The organism is Ureaplasma parvum serovar 3 str. ATCC 27815, assembly GCF_000019345.1.
GTDB classification, from domain to species: Bacteria; Bacillota_I; Bacilli_A; order Mycoplasmatales; family Mycoplasmoidaceae; genus Ureaplasma; species Ureaplasma parvum.
Map to the genome: position 1 here is coordinate 539977 of NC_010503.1, position 18634 is coordinate 558610.

At 23.6% G+C, this 18634-nt stretch carries 8 protein-coding genes; 2 read left to right on the forward strand and 6 right to left on the reverse strand.

Going from position 1 to position 18634, the window contains the following annotated elements; translation table 4 throughout:
- Nucleotides 1-41: 41 nt before the first annotated feature.
- Nucleotides 42-3962, forward strand: a complete 3921-nt coding sequence (locus tag UPA3_RS02465) for a DUF1410 domain-containing protein (protein ID WP_006688663.1) — start codon at nt 42-44, stop codon at nt 3960-3962.
- Between the two features lie 86 nt (nt 3963-4048).
- On the opposite strand, the gene UPA3_RS02470 is transcribed toward UPA3_RS02465, so the two are convergent.
- The 5 genes from UPA3_RS02470 to UPA3_RS02490 form a co-directional block, all read right to left on the reverse strand.
- On the reverse strand, nt 4049-5899 hold the full coding sequence (locus UPA3_RS02470) for a hypothetical protein (protein WP_006688780.1): 1851 nt from the start codon (nt 5897-5899) through the stop codon (nt 4049-4051).
- A gap of 155 nt (nt 5900-6054) precedes the next feature.
- On the reverse strand, nt 6055-8532 hold the full coding sequence (locus UPA3_RS02475) for a DEAD/DEAH box helicase family protein (RefSeq protein ID WP_010891790.1): 2478 nt from the start codon (nt 8530-8532) through the stop codon (nt 6055-6057).
- 5 nt (nt 8533-8537) lie between these two features.
- Entirely contained in the window at nt 8538-9749 is a 1212-nt protein-coding gene (locus tag UPA3_RS02480; RefSeq protein WP_231140604.1) for a site-specific DNA-methyltransferase, read from the reverse strand.
- A gap of 25 nt (nt 9750-9774) precedes the next feature.
- Nucleotides 9775-10125, reverse strand: a complete 351-nt coding sequence (locus UPA3_RS02485; RefSeq protein ID WP_010891792.1) for a hypothetical protein — start codon at nt 10123-10125, stop codon at nt 9775-9777.
- 153 nt (nt 10126-10278) lie between these two features.
- Nucleotides 10279-13356 (reverse strand): DUF1410 domain-containing protein, encoded by a 3078-nt coding sequence (locus UPA3_RS02490; RefSeq protein ID WP_012316992.1) that lies wholly within the window; start codon nt 13354-13356, stop codon nt 10279-10281.
- A gap of 310 nt (nt 13357-13666) precedes the next feature.
- Between UPA3_RS02490 and UPA3_RS02495 the strand changes: the two genes are divergently transcribed.
- Nucleotides 13667-15286 (forward strand): BMP family ABC transporter substrate-binding protein, encoded by a 1620-nt coding sequence (locus tag UPA3_RS02495; protein WP_006689019.1) that lies wholly within the window; start codon nt 13667-13669, stop codon nt 15284-15286.
- Nucleotides 15287-15617: 331 nt separating this feature from the next.
- Here the strand turns inward: UPA3_RS02495 and UPA3_RS03375 are convergent, their stop codons facing one another.
- Nucleotides 15618-18395, reverse strand: coding sequence for a DUF1410 domain-containing protein (locus UPA3_RS03375; protein WP_012316983.1), 2778 nt, complete (start codon nt 18393-18395; stop codon nt 15618-15620).
- Nucleotides 18396-18634: the final 239 nt, after the last annotated feature.

Sequence of the window (18634 nt, forward strand, 5' to 3'; positions counted from 1 at the left end):
ATATATATATATATATATATATGAAAGTAAATAAAATAATTATGAAAAAAAGAGTTAATAAAATATATAAACACAATATGTTTATTTTGCTAGCTACTTTAAATTTAGTGTGAGCAGGCGTTATCACAGGAATTGTTTTAAGACTAAAAAGTAAAGATTACTCAAAGCATACTATCTTAAAAAAATATTATTCATTTGATAAAAACGGCAATTTAATTCTTAAAGGTTATTTAAAACCACATGATAATACTAATTATGTTTTTGGGATTTTTAGCGATGAAAGCAATCAAGAACATAAAATTCAAGCACTTGTTAATGATAAAAAAGGATTTGAATTTAACACTAAATCATTACCACTAAACCATAGTTACAAACTTAAAAAAGTTACAAGTATTAATGACTATAACCATGTTTTATTAACAAATGATGATTTAGTTAGTCAGCAAAAAATTTGTTTTAGTAAGCCAGTTGATGCAAAAGTTAACTTTATTAATAATAAAAAAGTTTATCAAGTTAAACTAAACACGTTATTAAAAAACACTTTAATTCAATTAACACTAAAAGACTTAGAGCATAACGTATATAAAATTACAGCCAAATCAAATGATATGGGAGAAGTTAGTTTTGATGTTTCACAATTAAAAAATAATAATTTATATGAGGTAATTGCTTTACAAACACAAGACCAAACTAAAATCGTTAATGTTAATGAGATTGAATACAACAATAAGATCATAAATAATTTAAATATTGATGAATTAAATACACCATACCAATATAGCAAAAATGGTCATCTTAACTTAATTGCTAAGATACCATTACGCTATGCTAATGAACAAGTCTATGGTGTTTTTGAAGACCAAAATAACCAAAAACATTTAATTCCTGCCGTAAATAAAAATGATGGAACAATAATGTTTGATACTCAAGTTTTAACTAAAAATCCCAATAAAAAATATCATTTACAAAAAGTTGTTTTAGCAAAAAATCAAAATCAAATTTTAATACATAATTTTGATTTAGTAAGTAATCAAAAACAAGATATCTTCTTAAAAGAATATAAAGTTATTAGTATTAGTGCTCTAGAAAATGATGCTGATAAAACTAAAAGAGAAATCAATTTAAAACTATCTAACATAAAAAATGACTGAGTTAATAAGCAAATTAAAGTTATTTATTCAAGTTCAGATGGTTCAGATGTTCAAACTCAACCTTTAGTTTTAGAAAAAAATCAAACAAACTATGTATTAAAACTAAATAATTTAAAAGCAAATCGTTTATATACACTAAAGGCGGTTGAATTAATAAATAACAATGGTAAAACTAATTTACCATTAGATACTAACTTAACTAATAGTTTTATGGTTGAAAGAACTAGTGCTGTATTAGCAACAAGTATTAGTGAAATAAGTAATCGTTTGGGAACTGCTTTAACGAATGCACAAGTTAAAATCACTTTAAAAGATGTGGATAATGTTTTATTAGCTAATCAAAAAGCGATTATTAACTATGGTAATAATCAAAAGAGTGAAGCAACTGTTATTGTTAACAATGGTGTTAAGTATCTAATAGCAACCTTAACTAAATTAACATTAAATACGCCTACAATAATTAAATCCATTACATTTGAACAAAAACCAACATGTGCTATTGAAAATATTGGGTTAGATAAAACAAATAACATTATTTATCAAAATACACATGAAGCAGCAATTCCTTTAGTAATTAATAATAATTTTGAAATCAATGGGCCATTAGCATCAAGTCATGAAAGTTTAAAAAGTATTAATGCATCTGATGCTAAAAAGGTAAATGCAATTAATTTAACCCTTGACTTTAATACCAATGAACATATTTATAAAAATTTATTTTTTAAACTAAAATATGTCCCTATTGACGATCAAGGTAATGAAAATATTTATGACGCATCAGAAGCAATTTATAGTGATGTTTTAAGTGCAAATAATATAATTGCTAATAAAATCCAATTTAGTTTAGGTAATTTACAAACTAATCGTAAATATAAATTAAAAACAATTTATTATTTAACATCAAAAACAACACCTTTAGATGATCATAACGTTGTAATGATCAAACCAAATGTTAAATCCGAAATTATTGTTGCCCCTAATGATAGTACGATTGTAAAATATGGTAATTGAAATCAAGATTCAATTACTAATGGATCAAAGGCTATTTTTAAAATTAATTGTAATGATGGTGATATTTTAAGTGAGGATTTAAGTGCTACACTTGTTTATGAATCTAATGATCCTCATGATTTACAATCATACACTACAAAACTAAAAAAAGTTAACAATGATTGGGTGATTGATTTTAATTTAAATAATTTAAAACCACAAACCACTTACCATTTAAAATCAATAACAATAGCAAAACCAAATAAAGCATATACTAATTTAAAAATTCAATCACTTCCACAAGTGGATATTAAAACGCAATTACCTAATTTAATCTTGCATGATTTAAAAGCCACAAGTGCGGTTTTAAAATGGGATTCTACTAACAATGGTAAAAACAATCACCAAACAATTCAAGCAACTTTTTCTCATGTAAGTGCTAATTATGATAATCTTAATGTTAAATTGGTTTATGAATATAATTATCGGGGTGATATCAAAGCAGTTGAATCTGATTTAATTACTCTTAAAAAAGACCAAAATGTTTATCAAATAAATTTACCAATCAGCGTTCCTAACCGAAAATATACTTTTAAGAAAGTTTTAATTCAAGAACGCAATAATTTAAACAACTATGTGGATTTAAATAAAAAGATAAACTTAACAGATTCATTTGTAGTTAGCCCTGGAAAAACAACATTTGAATGAACACAACCAACTAGTGATCAAATTAGTCAAACAACCCTAAAAGCATTAAAAATTAAAATTCTTTCAGAAGATAAAACGCTTGATAATAATGTTAAGGTTATTGTGTGATTTAAATCCCATACAGATTCAAATGATGCACTTAAATGAACACGGGGAACTTGGGAGGTTAATAGTGATGGATCAGAAGCGATTATTAATCAATTAAATAACTTAAGTGGATTTAAAGCAGGAACGCAATACTATCTTTATAAAATTGCATTTGTTGATAATCTACAATATGGAAATACGCAAGCGAATGATAATAAAGTAATTTATGAATGAAAAGCCAATGATACTAAAGAATATGAATTTACAATGAAAAATGCACCAACAATTTTACAATCAATAAAATTTGAAAATTGTGATGCTAATGGTGTAATTAATAATGAAGCGGAAGGAATTGCAGAATTTTCAATGACAACAAACAAGGTTAATGATGATTTTGCTAACCGAAAAGTTAAATTCATATATCATGACAATAACAATGTTGCTTATGAAACTGATGGTTTTCCATTAAGCAGATCAGAAACAAGTCTTCATTTTTCTTTATCAAACATCCCTAACAACCGCGACTATACTTTTGACCATGCTGAAATTGAAACTAGTCCTAATAGTAATAAATATGAAATTTGACATTCTCAAAACAAGATAATATCTAAGTTCAAACTTAAACCAGCTCAAACTTCTGTAAAATATATTGATAAACAAGAAAGAAATAATAATAATGTAGATTTTGAGCTTCATTTAGGTTCAAGAGACTGTGCATTTGAAAATAACCAAAAATATCGTGTTACACTAGTGTCAGTAGACGCACTCCAAACCGAAATTTCTAAGGAATTTTTACTTTCTGATGTTAAATTAGATTATCAAGATGGTAATATTGGAATATTAAAATGCCATTTTGATAACTTAATACCAAACACCGGATATACATTAAAAGAAATTAAATTTCTTGCTAACCCAAATGAACAACAAAGTGCAAAACCACATAAGGTAATTAAACCTTTTAATGATGATAACAATGTTATTATCGATAAAAATTATTCTTGAAAATGATATATTTATCCTTCATAATCATTAATTTTTATTAATATAGTAAGATATCAAAACTCCTCTACTAGAAAAAGTTCTTTAGAGGAGTTTTGATATTATTTAGCATTTTAATGCTGTGGTTTTTTAATTTCTTCAATCAGTTTTGTTAATCTTTGAATATAAAGATTAAGAGTATAAGAAGAAACATTTTCATTACTTATTCCTTGTTCAACAAAACTAGTGAATTTTTCTAATCGTTGTAATTTTGCTTTATTATTTGTATGTTCATTTTTTGTTTGAATAATTTTTTTGCTTTCATCAATTAATTCTTTAGCTTTGGGAATATAAAGTTTTTTATCAATGATAGTAAAAACTCTAACACTAAGATTTTCAAGTTCTTTGCTAAATTCTCTTTCTTGATTATTATTTAATTCTAAATAAGCGATTAATTCTTGTGGTTTTTGCAGCGAATCAGAAGCATATGTTAAATCAATTTTTTCAAGATTATTTACTGTTAATACTTCGTTTGGAGCAAGTTTTAAATTAATTTTAGTATTTAAAAATAAATCCTTTTCATAACTTTTTAAGACTTCTTGAATGGTTTGAATTCGATTAGCTTTTTTTATTGGATCGTTTTCATTATTTAATTCAATATTAAACTCTTTTAAATGTTTAATGAAGTACTTAAATAAATAAATTTGTTTAAAATTTGATAAAATGGTTTGTTTAATTTTAATCACAACATCATTAATTTGTGAATTAGCTTTTTGAAATTTTTTAATTAATTCATCATTAAGATTATAGATTGCATCAATTGATAAATTAGTAATGTTAAAATCAAATAAGTTAATGATTGATTTTAAACTTTTAATTTGGTGTTCTAAACCATTATATGTTGCTTGAGAATTGTTTTCATCTTTTTGCTTATTTTCTTGTTTTTCAATACTATAGTAAGGATTATAATCATCTGGTTGTAATGATTCAATAATACTGATTAATTTGTTAACACTATTTTCACTTTCTAACGCAATCATTTTTAAACCTTCTAAGTAATTTTGAAGGTCAACCAAAAGTTGATTAGTTAAAGTTTTAATTTCTTTGATCTCTAATGTCTTTTTAACATTTAATACATGATTTATATTCTTTATTAAAATTTGTCTTAAATTTGTTAATTTAGTTTGATCAAATCATAGAAAATGATGATTTTGTTCATAAATAGTATTAATAACATTAACTATATCATCTAATTTTTTAATAAAAGGTAAAGCTTTTAGTTCTTTGTTAATTAAGTCATTAATATCATTTAATTTAGTGTAAATTAATTTAAAATCTTCATATAGTTTTTTAAAATTAGCTTTTGTGTCATTATTAACTAATTTTTGAATATCATTTTCAAGCTCAACAATGTTTTTATTTAATCCAGATGTTTTAATTAGGCTTTTAATTTTATTAGCTAAATCTAAAATTGTTTTTTGAATTAAAGCTTTGGTGTCTAATCTTTTTTGATGAGCATCAGATTTTAGTTTATCAATTATTGTAGTATCAACACTTGCTTGATTAAGTAATTTTTCATATTGATTTAAAAAATCTTGTAATTGTTTTTTAGTGTTTTCTAATTCAACAACATCTATTAAATCACTCATGTTTTTGATTGAATCTAATTCATTTAAAACACTAACTTGTGTAATTAAATTTTTAATTGTTTGTTGTTCTTGTTTTAATTTTTGCTCTGATAATTTATTAATGTTTTCTAAATTTGATTTAAGAGTTTGATTATATATCTTTTTAAAATCTTCATAAGATGATTGATCAACAATTTCTTTTAATAAAACAGCTTTATTTAAACTTGATTGTAATTCTTCTTTAGCTTTTTGTTTTGTATCAACTTTTGCACAAGTTGTAATTATTGTTGCTAACAAAGGTATAGCACTAATCATACTTAGTTTCAATCAAATTGATTTGTATTTTTTGTGTTTCATATTTAAAACTCCAATAATTAATTATTCAATTACTAGCTTAACTTCTTAGTTATTTAAGTATTATTCAAATTAAACGTTTAAATATTTTAACATTATTAAAATAAAAATCTACTCTAGTTTTATCCTAAAGTAGATTGATCTAAAGTTAGATGTTCTTAAAGTAAGAAATCTAATAAATGTTTAATGTCAATAATAAATTTTGCTTTATTCGCAACTAGTTGTTCTGGAGTTTTGTTAATACTTGTCTTTTTTAAAAGATCAAAATTAACTTTTTTATTTAAAACATCATTTGAACTAGCTCCATAAAAATAAAAATCTTTTTGATTTTTCATATTAATATAACAAACTAAAATCGTAATTTCTGCTTTGTCTAATTCATCTAATATTAAATTATCGTTATTGTTTTTATTTTCAATATATCGTTGATATGATTCAATTAATAATTTTGTTTTTTCATAATCATAATCACTATATAAATTTTTTACTTCAATATATAAATAATGATCTTTTTGATCATGTGTTTTTATTTTTAAAATAAAATCAGGGTATGAATTACTTATTTGACCATCTTCATTAAAATATTGATATTTTAATCCATGAAAAACAGGATTTTTAGTCCAAAGTTCAACATTATTTTTAATTTTATCATTATCATTTGATAATGAAAGGAAACGATTTGCAAATTTAGATTCAGTTAAAGAATCAAAATAGTGATTTTGTTCTTTAAGATCTTTATATGCATACTTATCACAAACATTTAAATCTAACATGTTTTCACATTTTTTATATTTTTCAATGGGAATAAAAATTTCATTTTGATTAGGTAAATTTTTATTATTTTGCAATTTAAAAAGTAATTCATGATTATCTTTTTTCATTTGTTCTAATGAATTTTTATATATTTTTTCAATTTGATCAAGATATTCTTTAATAATAACATATCAATACATGTTGATGCTTATGTTTAATTTTCATCTTTTTTCTCACTCATTAAACTTCGTTTCAAGAAAATCAATAATTTTTTGAGGAAATAGATGTTTGTATTTTCTTAATTGTTCAATAATATAAAGTTCAAGTTCGATTGAATTTTTAATTTTAGTATAAACACGTGTTTTACCTTCAATTTTTGAAGTTTCGCCTTCTAAGTATTGATTTTTTACAAAATTTTCACGATATTCCTCATTAACATAGTATTCAAAATTACTAATTGAATCTTCAAACTTCTCTACTATTTCTTCTTTATAAGTTTCTCCATTTAAATAGTTATTAATTTTCTCTTGATTAATTTCGCCATAAAAAAATCTATCATTTTTATATTTGTCTTTTAAAATCAAAGTTTGACGAATTTTATCTTCTGAAATAATATTAGAATAAATAAAATATTGATTTGATATGGAATTATAGCTAATTTCGTTTTTGTCAAAGCTAGGATTTGGAAAACGCTTAATTCTTCCAATTGTTTGTACTGATAAATTTTTTGAAGAAACGTTTCGCAATTGTACTAACATGCAAGCACGCGGAATATTTCAACCAGTTGCAGGACCAATTTTAAACAAAATTACATCCACATTTGAAGTCTTTTTAGAAATTTCTTTTAGAGAAATTTTATTATTTTTTTTATTAATTAAAATATTAGTTTGAACCTCTTTATCATTAGAAAAGTATTTAACTCATGATAAATTATGTTTTTCTAAAATTTTAATAATTTTTTCAATTTTATCTAAAAATTCGCTTTTTTGTGGTTCTTTATTAGGTTCATTTTCAACTTGAATTAACATGGCTGGACGAATATTTTTTAACTCTTTTGCTTTTGAATATTGCTCTTTGATTTTTAAAAATTGCTCACAAGCAGTTGTTAATAATAGTTCATCATCAATGTTTTCTTCTTTTAGTTCTTTAATTTCTAGATTATAAACATGTTCATCTTTTAACAATTTTGTATCATCATCCATTAAATCTTTTTCATCAATGAATACTAATTTATGAATTCCTTTAGGAGTTGCTGTCATTTTAATAATAAAAGATGCTGCTTCTTGAATTTTATATTCAAATCGTGTTTCTTCTTTTTTAAAAGAATTTTTGTGTATTTTTTCATCAAAATCTTCAAATATTTTTGTTTTATTAACATTACCGCCATGATGAGCTTCATCACGGATATAAACTAATGTATATCCTTGTGATTTAATTTCATCTAAAAAAGCATCTAAAATTCCTTCTTCTGTAATAATTCTTCCTTTACCAAATGAAGAAGACCCAAAAATAATTACTTTATTTTCTTCAGCTAAAATATTGTAAGAACTATCTTTTTTAGCACTTTTAGAAGATGGTGATTCTTTAAGTTCGACATCAAATAAACCATTAATATAATATTTATACTCATTCATATTTTGTTCTAATTGAAATGGTAAATCAGCTGATGATAAAGTCGCAATTACAAAAATTAATTTTTGAGGACTACCATTAGCTTTGTTTGTCTTAATAATTTCATTAATAGTATTGGTAATAATAAAGGTTTTACCAGATCCTGTTGGTGCTTGAAAATCAATAATTTCTTTTTTATTGTTATTCACGCTTTCTAAATAACAATTAACTAATTGACTAACAGCTTTTTGTTGTGATTTGGTTAATTTCATAAATTTTATTCCTTTTTTTCAATTGGTTTTAGTGTACTTAAATTAATTAATAATTCGCGTTGGTTATTTTCAAATAAACTTGATTGACTTGTATTATTAAAATCAACTAACATTTTAGCAAATACTTTTTTAATCTTGCTATTATCAACTTCAATTGGATTAGTGTCAAAATATTTTAAATCATAAACATTTAGTTTATTTAAATATGGTTTATTTTTACTAACTCAATCAAAATCGATTTCGTTTTTAGTTCCAATACCATTGTTGATACGATATAAGCGTTCATAACAAACATTAGTGCCTATTTGATTTTCATTGTTTGTTATTAATGTGAATGTTCGATTTCCACCATCTTCTTTATTTAATTCTAATACTGCATGACCAGTTGTTCCAGATCCTGCGAAGAAATCTAAAACACGAGCATTTTTATTGGAATGTAAATCTAATAAATGCATTATCAATTGAATTGGTTTTGGGTTTTGAAAATCTATATTTAATGAATCAACTTCATTATTTCCATCTTTAGTTCAAATACCTGACACAAAAGTAAATGGAAGTTTAATTATGCTATAAGTAGTTTTTCTTTCATCATTAAATATTTTTGCTACTAAATGCTTTCCTGGCTCTTTTTTAAATGGAACTAAAATATAATTTTTATTATCTAATTTTAAATTTCATTTTTCTTTATCTTCTTTAGATAAATCTTCATAAGCTTTGTTTCTATGTTCGAATTTATTATCTTTTTTTCCAAAATTATTTCTAATAATATCGCTATTTATAAAAAAAGAATTATTGTTTTTATCTTTATATTTAATAAAACCACTCATTTTTTTATTTTTTTCAGAAAGACAAAAATTGTAATTATTTTTTGAATAACATAATATATACTCATGGCCTTCATATATTAATTTATTCAAACCACCACCAGATTTCTTTTGCCAAATAAAATTTGTAACAAAATTCTCTTCGCCAAAAATTTCATCCATCAAAACTTTTAAGTATGCTTGTTCATTATCGTCAATGGATACAAAAATTACACCATCATTTTTAAGTAAGTTTTTAGCTAATTTTAAACGTTCGTTCATCATATTTAATCAACCATTGCGACTAAATTTATCACGATAAACAAACTTAGATGCAACTACATCATCTTTTTCGCTAAAATTATTACCATCAGTCTTGCTTGCTTCAGTATTATAAGGAGGATCAATATAGATTACATCATAGTAAGCGTCGCGCCCACTAGTCTCTCTCTCTCTCTCTCTCTAACACTAATAAATTCTTTAGTACATCATAGTTTTCACCAATGATTAAACTATTAGTATCATTTTTAAATAAATTATGTGCATCATTCATGAAAGATAATTGCTCATTTTTAGCTAATATCGCAATTTGAGTTTGGTGCACGCTTGGAGCAACATCAAAACTAAATCCTATTTTAACACGTTGAATTAATAATTGAAACACATTATCTAAATCCTGGGGATCAGTTTTTTCTAAAATTTTTTTAATTAATTGTTTTTGATCCTCATTTAATGAACTCTTACTCATTTCATCAATGTCTTTTAAATAACTATTTAAATCTTTAATCATAAATCCTCTTTATAAATTAAATATATAATCTAATTTATATTATAAATGATGCTGAGATAAACTTAAATATCATTATTAACCAAAATTTAGTTATTTTAATAATTAAAAAAACTTTTAGTAAATTTATAATCACTAAAAGTTTTTGAATTTATATTAATTAGTTGTTGTAAATGAATAATCATTGTGTTGAGGATTATCTTTTTTTGCTTGATTACGGTTATAAATTTCGTTATTGTTATTAGCAAAATTTCATTTATAAGTTAAATAATTTGGCTTTTCACTAAAGTAAATACGATTGATATAGTATTTTGTATTCGGTTCTAAATTATTAATTTTATTTTCTGATATTAATCATGATGTTAAACCTGTTTGTAATTCTTGATGTTTATTAGGGTCAATATGATTTTTAATTAATCCATCAAATTCTTTATCTGTTTTCGAAAGTGTGATTTGATAAGGTCCTTTAATATTTCCTTTATCATCAATTAATTCTAAATTAGCAACTAAACCATCATGAAAAGCTTGGTCGTGGGAAATTAATTCTAAATTAAGATTAACTTGGGTTGGTGAAATGTTTTTAATATACTTATTTTCTTTATTTTCATTAAAATCACTTGCAGTTGTTAAAATCGTGTTTTGACTTGGACGACAACGAATTGTTATAGAGCTTTGATTAAAAATTGTTCAAGTATTATCATCGTTTAAAACTTCTATTCGTTCAAAATTATATTCTCGATTAGCAATTGGTAATGGAATTTTAACATACATACGGTTTTTTAATTTAAATAAAAGATTTTCTCTATTAATTATTTGATCACTACTACCAATATCATTGCTATAAGCCATAAACTCTTTTTTTGTGCCATCAACTGTTGTATAAGAAAAAACAAAACGTGCTTTTTTATTTACTAATCAAGGATATTTAACATTTAAAATAAATAATTTCACTTCACAAACTGGATGATTAGTTTTTTTATCAACATCAAGTGTGTTTTTTAGATATTTTTCCACCAAAGCTATTGATAAAGGATTTTGTAATTCAAAATTATAAGTAATTTGATTTAATTTATGTTTTTCATCTAAATTATTTGGATTATTTTTATCTAAATAATAAATATTATCTAGTTCATATAATGTAGCAGTTTTAATGTCATCAAACTTTAAATTAAATTCGATCATTCACTTATTTATTTCATTTTTAATTGGTGTACAACTAATAGCGTTAGTTTTAATTTTTTTGACAATCTTGTTGTCTTTGTATTTAAAAGTTGCAGCAAATGTAAGGTTTTTTAGAATATTAGAGTTGGCTTTTAATTCAACTTTTAATTTAATATTAGCTTCATTTTTACGTTGAAAATAATCTTCTTGGTTTTCTAATGGTAATAATGCAAAATTATTATTGATTGTCAAAGGTTGATTTTTTTCTTCTTTTGTATCATCATAAATAATATTAGTATCTAAATAACCAATATTTACAATTGCTTTAGGCGGCTTTTGATCAAATTCAATTTTATTAATAAAAGATGTTTTATTTAATTCTAAATTATCTAATCGAGCTGTTAAATATTTTTTATTATTTTCAGCCACTACATGAGCTTTTGTAATTTTATTATCATCATAATTAATAGTTGCACTCATATTTGTATTTAAAACATTGGCTTCATCACTAATTTCAAACTTTATATTTGTTGAATTAATACTATTTGGTGATCGCGGTTCTTCAACTAGTGAACTTGTTAAAACTTTAACTAAGGGTTTTTTAATAATCACTTTGTTAATTTCTAAAATATCATCTAAATTCGCAATATTGTTATTGACTGTTAGTTTATTATCAACAATTCCAATTAATGTATATTTATGATTTGGCGCAAATAAAGTATTATCATTTGTCTTTAGTGTTATTTTTTTATTAACATCTACTATTGCTTGTATTGTTTTTATTTCATTGGTATTATCAATTTTGAATCTAAGTTCAATCTTTTTATTAATTAAATTTGCATCGTTAAAATTTATTGTATAATCCCCGTTTTTTAAATAATTAACCACTATATTTGGTCTATTAAGAGTTTGTTTTTGATTGCTAGATAAATCAAAATTGTGTACGAATTCAATATTTTCATCACTAGCAGAAACAATTTTTTCTAATCGATACTGGTTTGGTTTTACTAATTTTCCAATATCAAAACAAATCTGACCATCATTATCAACTTTAGCTAATAATTTATGTAATTTATGATTTTGATCTTTAAAAATCCCATATACTTGTTGGTTAACATAATATGGCGCTACTTTAGCAATTAAATTAATATCACCATTTTTTGTATACTGATATGGTTGGTTTAAACTATTAACATTTAAATTGTTAATAGTTTTATTATGATATGCGATATTAACTGGATTAATAACTTTAACTAAAGGATGCGTGTTATTTTTATAAATGTTAACTAATTCATAGAAGTTATTATTTGCTAATTTACTTACATCAAAATCAACATTTCCTTCTACATCTACTTTAGCATCAATACTATAAATTTGATTATTTAAATCTTTTAGTTGCAAACTAAGAGAAGAATTAAATAATCACTTTCCTACATTTATTCGGTATATTTTTTGATTATTTTGGTTAATAAAAGAAGCTGTTTTAGGTGGTTTACTAATCATAATTTGATGTTCAATCGCTAACTCATTTTGTTGAATTAAAACGTGATTGTAATCAGTTTTGTCAAGAATTTTTACTAAACGATAATCATGATTATTTGCTAATTTTGATGTATTAAAATAAGCAACTTTATCTTTAATAGTTGGTTGTATGTAATGATATTGATGCTTTTCATCAACAAAAACACCCATAATTTGCGGATTCTTTTTAGCTTTGTTTTTTAAATTAACTTTAATAACAATATCACCAGTATTTGAATATTCATTGGTTTTATCTATCTTAGATAAAGTTAAACCAATTATGGAATTAGACAATTTATTTTTTTGTAATCGATAAACATTACCTTGTGGTAAATGGTTATTAATCTCGGTTTTAAGATCTTTTTTATTATGAATTTTTAATCAATAGGAATCATTATTTTGATCTACAAAAATAATTGAATTCTCCTTATCATAAAGTCTTAAAACAATTCCAACTATGACAGCTGATCAACATAGATTTAAACATATTAAAAAAGAAGCAATTTTAATATGCTTTTTTCAATGTATTTTCTTATTATTTTTCATTTTCATATTAATATTTATTTTCTAAAACGATTCAACATAATTTAATTAAAACACATTTTTTTTTTTTTTTTTGAATTTATTTTGTGTAAATACCAATATTTCATAAATTACTACACTAAAACCCTTTTATAAAAAAATATTAAGCAAAAGCATATGAAACAATAATTCAACTTAAATAATAGTGCTAATCTAATATTTTAAATTGTGTTGGGAAGTTAAAAATTTAAAATATGATATCATTTATACAGTATTTTTGGACAATTTAAAAAAAGTAAAATTGTTGGAATTTAAAAATAAATAAAGGGAGAGTAGAAATATGATAAAAAAACATATTAAAAAAATAGTAATTGGAGCTTTAAGTACACTAGCGTTCATCACAACAACAGTTGTAGCAACAGCTTGTGCAAAACACAATAATTCTGTTACTAAAAATAATGAACCAAACGTTAATGTTAAAGATGAAATAAGTTCTTCTAATAGTGAATTAAATGATTCACATTATTATTGAAAAGCGCCTAAATCTGATACAAGCGAAGGTTTTCAAACAATCCATAAAAGTATGGTCGAAGATGGAAAACGTGCATTTTTATTACCAGGGTTTTCACAAAGCAATTATCTACAAGACGCAATAAAAAACGCTAAATTTGATAAAAATGCTGTTGGTTTTTTATTAGATACAGTTTATAATGCAAATAATGATCCTTCTTTATTTGATGGTGCAAATCGTGTTGCAAGTGTTTATTTTAAAGTTGATGATGCTGCTTTTTTAGGAGGGATTGCTGCCGCTTATATGCTAAATGCAAACCAAAACATTTTTGCAACAGATGGCCAACTTAACTGGGGAGGATATGTTGCTTTAAATGCTAAAAACACTACTAATTATTTAGCAGGATTTGCCTTGGGTATTGAATGAGCAAACAAGCATTTAGCAAACAAAAAAGTATTACAAGAAGGAAGTAGTGAGTCTAAAACATGAATCAAAGTAAATGAGGTTCAAGCTTCACAAAGTAGTGCTGGAGGATTTGATGAAAATAATGAAAATGCTAAAAGAATCCTTAAGGAACTAATTTCTAAAAAAGCTGATTTAATTTTACCAGTAGCAATTACCCAAATGAGTTTAGCAGTTAATGAAGCAATTAGCACAACTTCACACAAAGTAGCAATAATAGGCGTAGATACTGAACAAGAAAACGATAAGACAATTAATAAAGAAGCAAATACTTTTAAAAATACTAATATAAGTGGAAATAAAAATGGCGTTATTCGTTTTTCAATTGTTAAACGATTAGGAGTAGCAATTGAAAAATTACTAGAAAACGCTGTAAATGGTACTCAATTTCAAGGACATGTTAACAAAATTGGTGATGAAATTGATGTTCACGATAAATATAAATTAGGTGTAAACACTGTAGGTTCACTAGTTGATGGTGTAGTAGGAATCTCAGAATCTGCTTATCACTATTTAATTGATGCTTTTAATCTAGCACAAACAGATGAAACTAATAAAGTAAGTACATATGACCAATTAGTTCAAAAAATAATCCAAGATCCTTTATTTAAAAGTTTAAACCAAGATCCTAAAATTGATGGATATATAAACCCTAAAAATCTTGCTAACGCTAGGGGTAATGAAGGTGAATTAATAAATGGAAAAACAATTAGTCCAGAAGCAAATGGGGGAACCATTTATAAAGCAACAAATGGTTCATATTATTACTATCCTGTTGCTAAATCAACATATACTGCACAAAATGCCTCAACTATTTTTAAAGAAATATGAGATAAAGCTAAAAATGATGATGACAAACGTCGTTTAGTTGGTTTAATTTTATCCTTCGCAGGCGCAAATGTTAAAGATGGAGGATATTCTGAAATTAGTTATGATGGCATGTTAGGTTTTTACGCAAAACATGGTATTAAAATTCCAAAATTATAATCATCTAACATTTATATATAATTTTAATAAAACTATTCTGTTAACAAAATATATTCAGTATAAATATATCCATTTTTAATTTTTATAAAATCCAATACCTTAAGTATTAAGGTATTGGATTTTTGTGTTATATAAATCTATTTTTAGTAAATAAGCATTTAAAATACTATATAAAAGCGTATTTAAAATGTTTGTAGCACTTCAATAAAGAACAAATTTAATTTTTAATTAAAACAGATTTTATAATTTATAACTAAAAGTCTACCTTCTTTTTATAAAAGGTAGACAATTTAATTTATGATTTTTTCTAATGTTTATTTTTGAATAATTGTTACAATCAAATTATTTTTGTTTTTTTATCATTTGGGACTAATGCAATTTTTGCATTATCTTTTTTATCATTTGCTCTTCAATATTTAATACCATAAAATTGATATCTTGAAGATTTTGGCATTTTATCTAAAAGTAGTTGAAATTGGCCAGGAGTATTATAATTTTTGTTAACATTATTTTCAATTATTCCAACTGTTGTATTATAAATTTGACCATTATCTAAATTTTTGTACATAACTTCACCAAAAATAGAATCATTTTGATTATTCATATTATTAAAAATAAGTTTTCTAACACTTCCACTAAAACTAACATAAGTATAACTTGTATTATTTGTAGTATAAATGTTATGATCAACATTCGTAATATCTACTATTCCAGCATAATTACTTGTATTAGAACTTTTGTATATAACTGAACCATTTTTATTAGTATCATAAAAAATATTATCTCAATCATTATTTATGTTTTTATATAGGTAAGAATTTGGTTTATTTTCAAATTTTACAATTCTTAATTTATATTCATTATTTTGATCATTTATATTAATATTGTTAATATGAATTTGTAATTTAGGTTTACCATTGTCATTTACAATTTTAATTATTGGATTATCATCAATTTTATTGGTTGATAAATTTTCCACAATAGCACGAATTTTATATGAATTTAATAATGATTGAGAAAATCACTCATCATCATTAGTAATATTAAATTCCATTATTCTTGATCAAATTTGTTTTTTTTCATCAAAATTTGTAATATTTTTAAAATTAGTTAATTTTGTCACACTTGGTTCAACAACAAATGTTTTATCATTTAATTTACTAATATCTATTGAAGTAATATTATTAGTATTATGATTTATTTTAATAATATTTTTTAAAGTATATTCACGATTATAAGTTAAATTTTCAATATTAACGCTATAATCTTCTTGATTTTTATTTAAAGTTAAGCTTACTTCTTTTTTAGAAGTTGAATTATTGTATCTATACTCTAATACTAATCTATCACCATCATTGTAATCTTTTATATCCTTAATTTTTAATTTAATAATTCTTCTTCTTAAATCATTAGTTTTTTCATAAGTAATTGATTCGATATATGGATCAATACCTTTAGTTAAAATTTTATTTTGATTTTGTTCAATAATGTTAATGTTTGTGTTTAATTCTGTATCAAATAGATCATTGCCTGTTGGTCTTGATAATTTTATTGTAGATAAAATGTATTCTGTATTTGGCTCTAAATTAGATATTTCTCCTTCAAGAATCCATTTATTATCTTTTCTTACTAAATTAATTGTTTGTATAAATGTCTTGGTACTATCACTAACTTTTTTAAATACCAATTGGAATTTAGAATTTGTATTTAACATTGTTCCATCATTAGTAGTTGTAATTTCAAAAGCATACTTTGCACTATTAATTGTTGGTTGATCCCAATTTCCGTATTTTTTTGCATTATATATTGCTCAATTTGTTTTAAAATTAGTATTCTCTAACGTTCTTCTTTGTGCATCATTAATTGGTGAAATAATTTTATTACCATTTACATCTTCATAAGCTTTGTTTGGTTTTTTAATCATTCTTATTTCTTTTATGTAATATTCACTTCCTTCATCAAGATTTACTAAATCATGTTTAATATTTGCGTATAATCCATCATTTCTTGAATCAATGATTGACATTGTATAAACTTTCATTTTATCTTGATTGTTTGGATATTTTTTATTAGCAAAAGTTACAACTATCTTATCGCCATTTTCTAAAATTTTATCTAATGATTCTAAACCTAATCTAAATTTAGCAGTAGTTATGCCAATATTTGATTTTCACAATTGATTTTCATCGCCTTCTGTTTTAAATGTTACTGCAGTTGGTGCATGATGATATATAAATGAATCAGCAATATTATTTGAATTTAGCAATTCTTCAAAGATATTATTATTTGAAATTAAAATCTTTTTGAAAGAATATTTTCTATTAGGAGTTAGTTTACTAATATCAAAATTATAACTAGTTTTATTGTTTGATAAAGTTAGTTCATTAGTTTCTCATTCTTGATGATTGTTATCTTCATATACTAATTTAATTTTTTTGTTAATGTAATTAGAATTAATTCTTGAAAATTCTGCTTTTATTGTTCCTATCACTCTATTAGGATTAACAGCATTTTCTTGTATATTGTAATAAATATCATTATTTGATTCTAATTTCAATAATTTTAGTTTATCAACTAATGTTTTGAATTTAGTATCTAGATTACCTCCATATATTACATTATTTTTATTTATTGTTAACATTCATTTAGCTAAATCTGGCTTATTTTTAAATTTAGCTGATGTGAATCTATATTCTGTTTCTGGTTTTAAATCAGTTAAATTTCATTTAATTTTAGCACTATTTTTATTTGCACTTACTTCACTTAATACACCATCAATTTTTTTAATTTCTGATGGATTTGATGTAGATACAAATGTAGCTTCAACAATTTGATTATTTTCAAAAACTTGATCAGTTGAATTAACTTTTACATTTATAGTAGCACTATTCTCAGTTAAATTTGTTACCCAATTAGAATAATCGATAGATAAATTTGTATTATAAGGATTAATACCAAATTTATGACTAACACCATTAATACTTAAATCATTAAACACTGTATTAGTATCTTTTGAATCAGTAATTTGAGCTTTAAATAATTTATATTCACGATTAGTAATCAAATCCTTATCAAGAACTAAATCGTAAATCTTTTTATTATTTTCCAATGTAACTTCTTTTGTTCAAACAATTTGCTCATTATTATCCTTATAAGCTAATTTAATTTTTCTACCAGCATAATTATCATTAACACCAGAAACGGTTAATTTAATTGTTTGGGTTGTATTATTAATATTATCGTTTGAAGTAATATTTACAATAGTTGTTGGTCCTGATATCGTTCTGAATTTATAATTTTCATTATTATTAATAATAATATTTCCAGGTAATAAATTTTCATATGCTA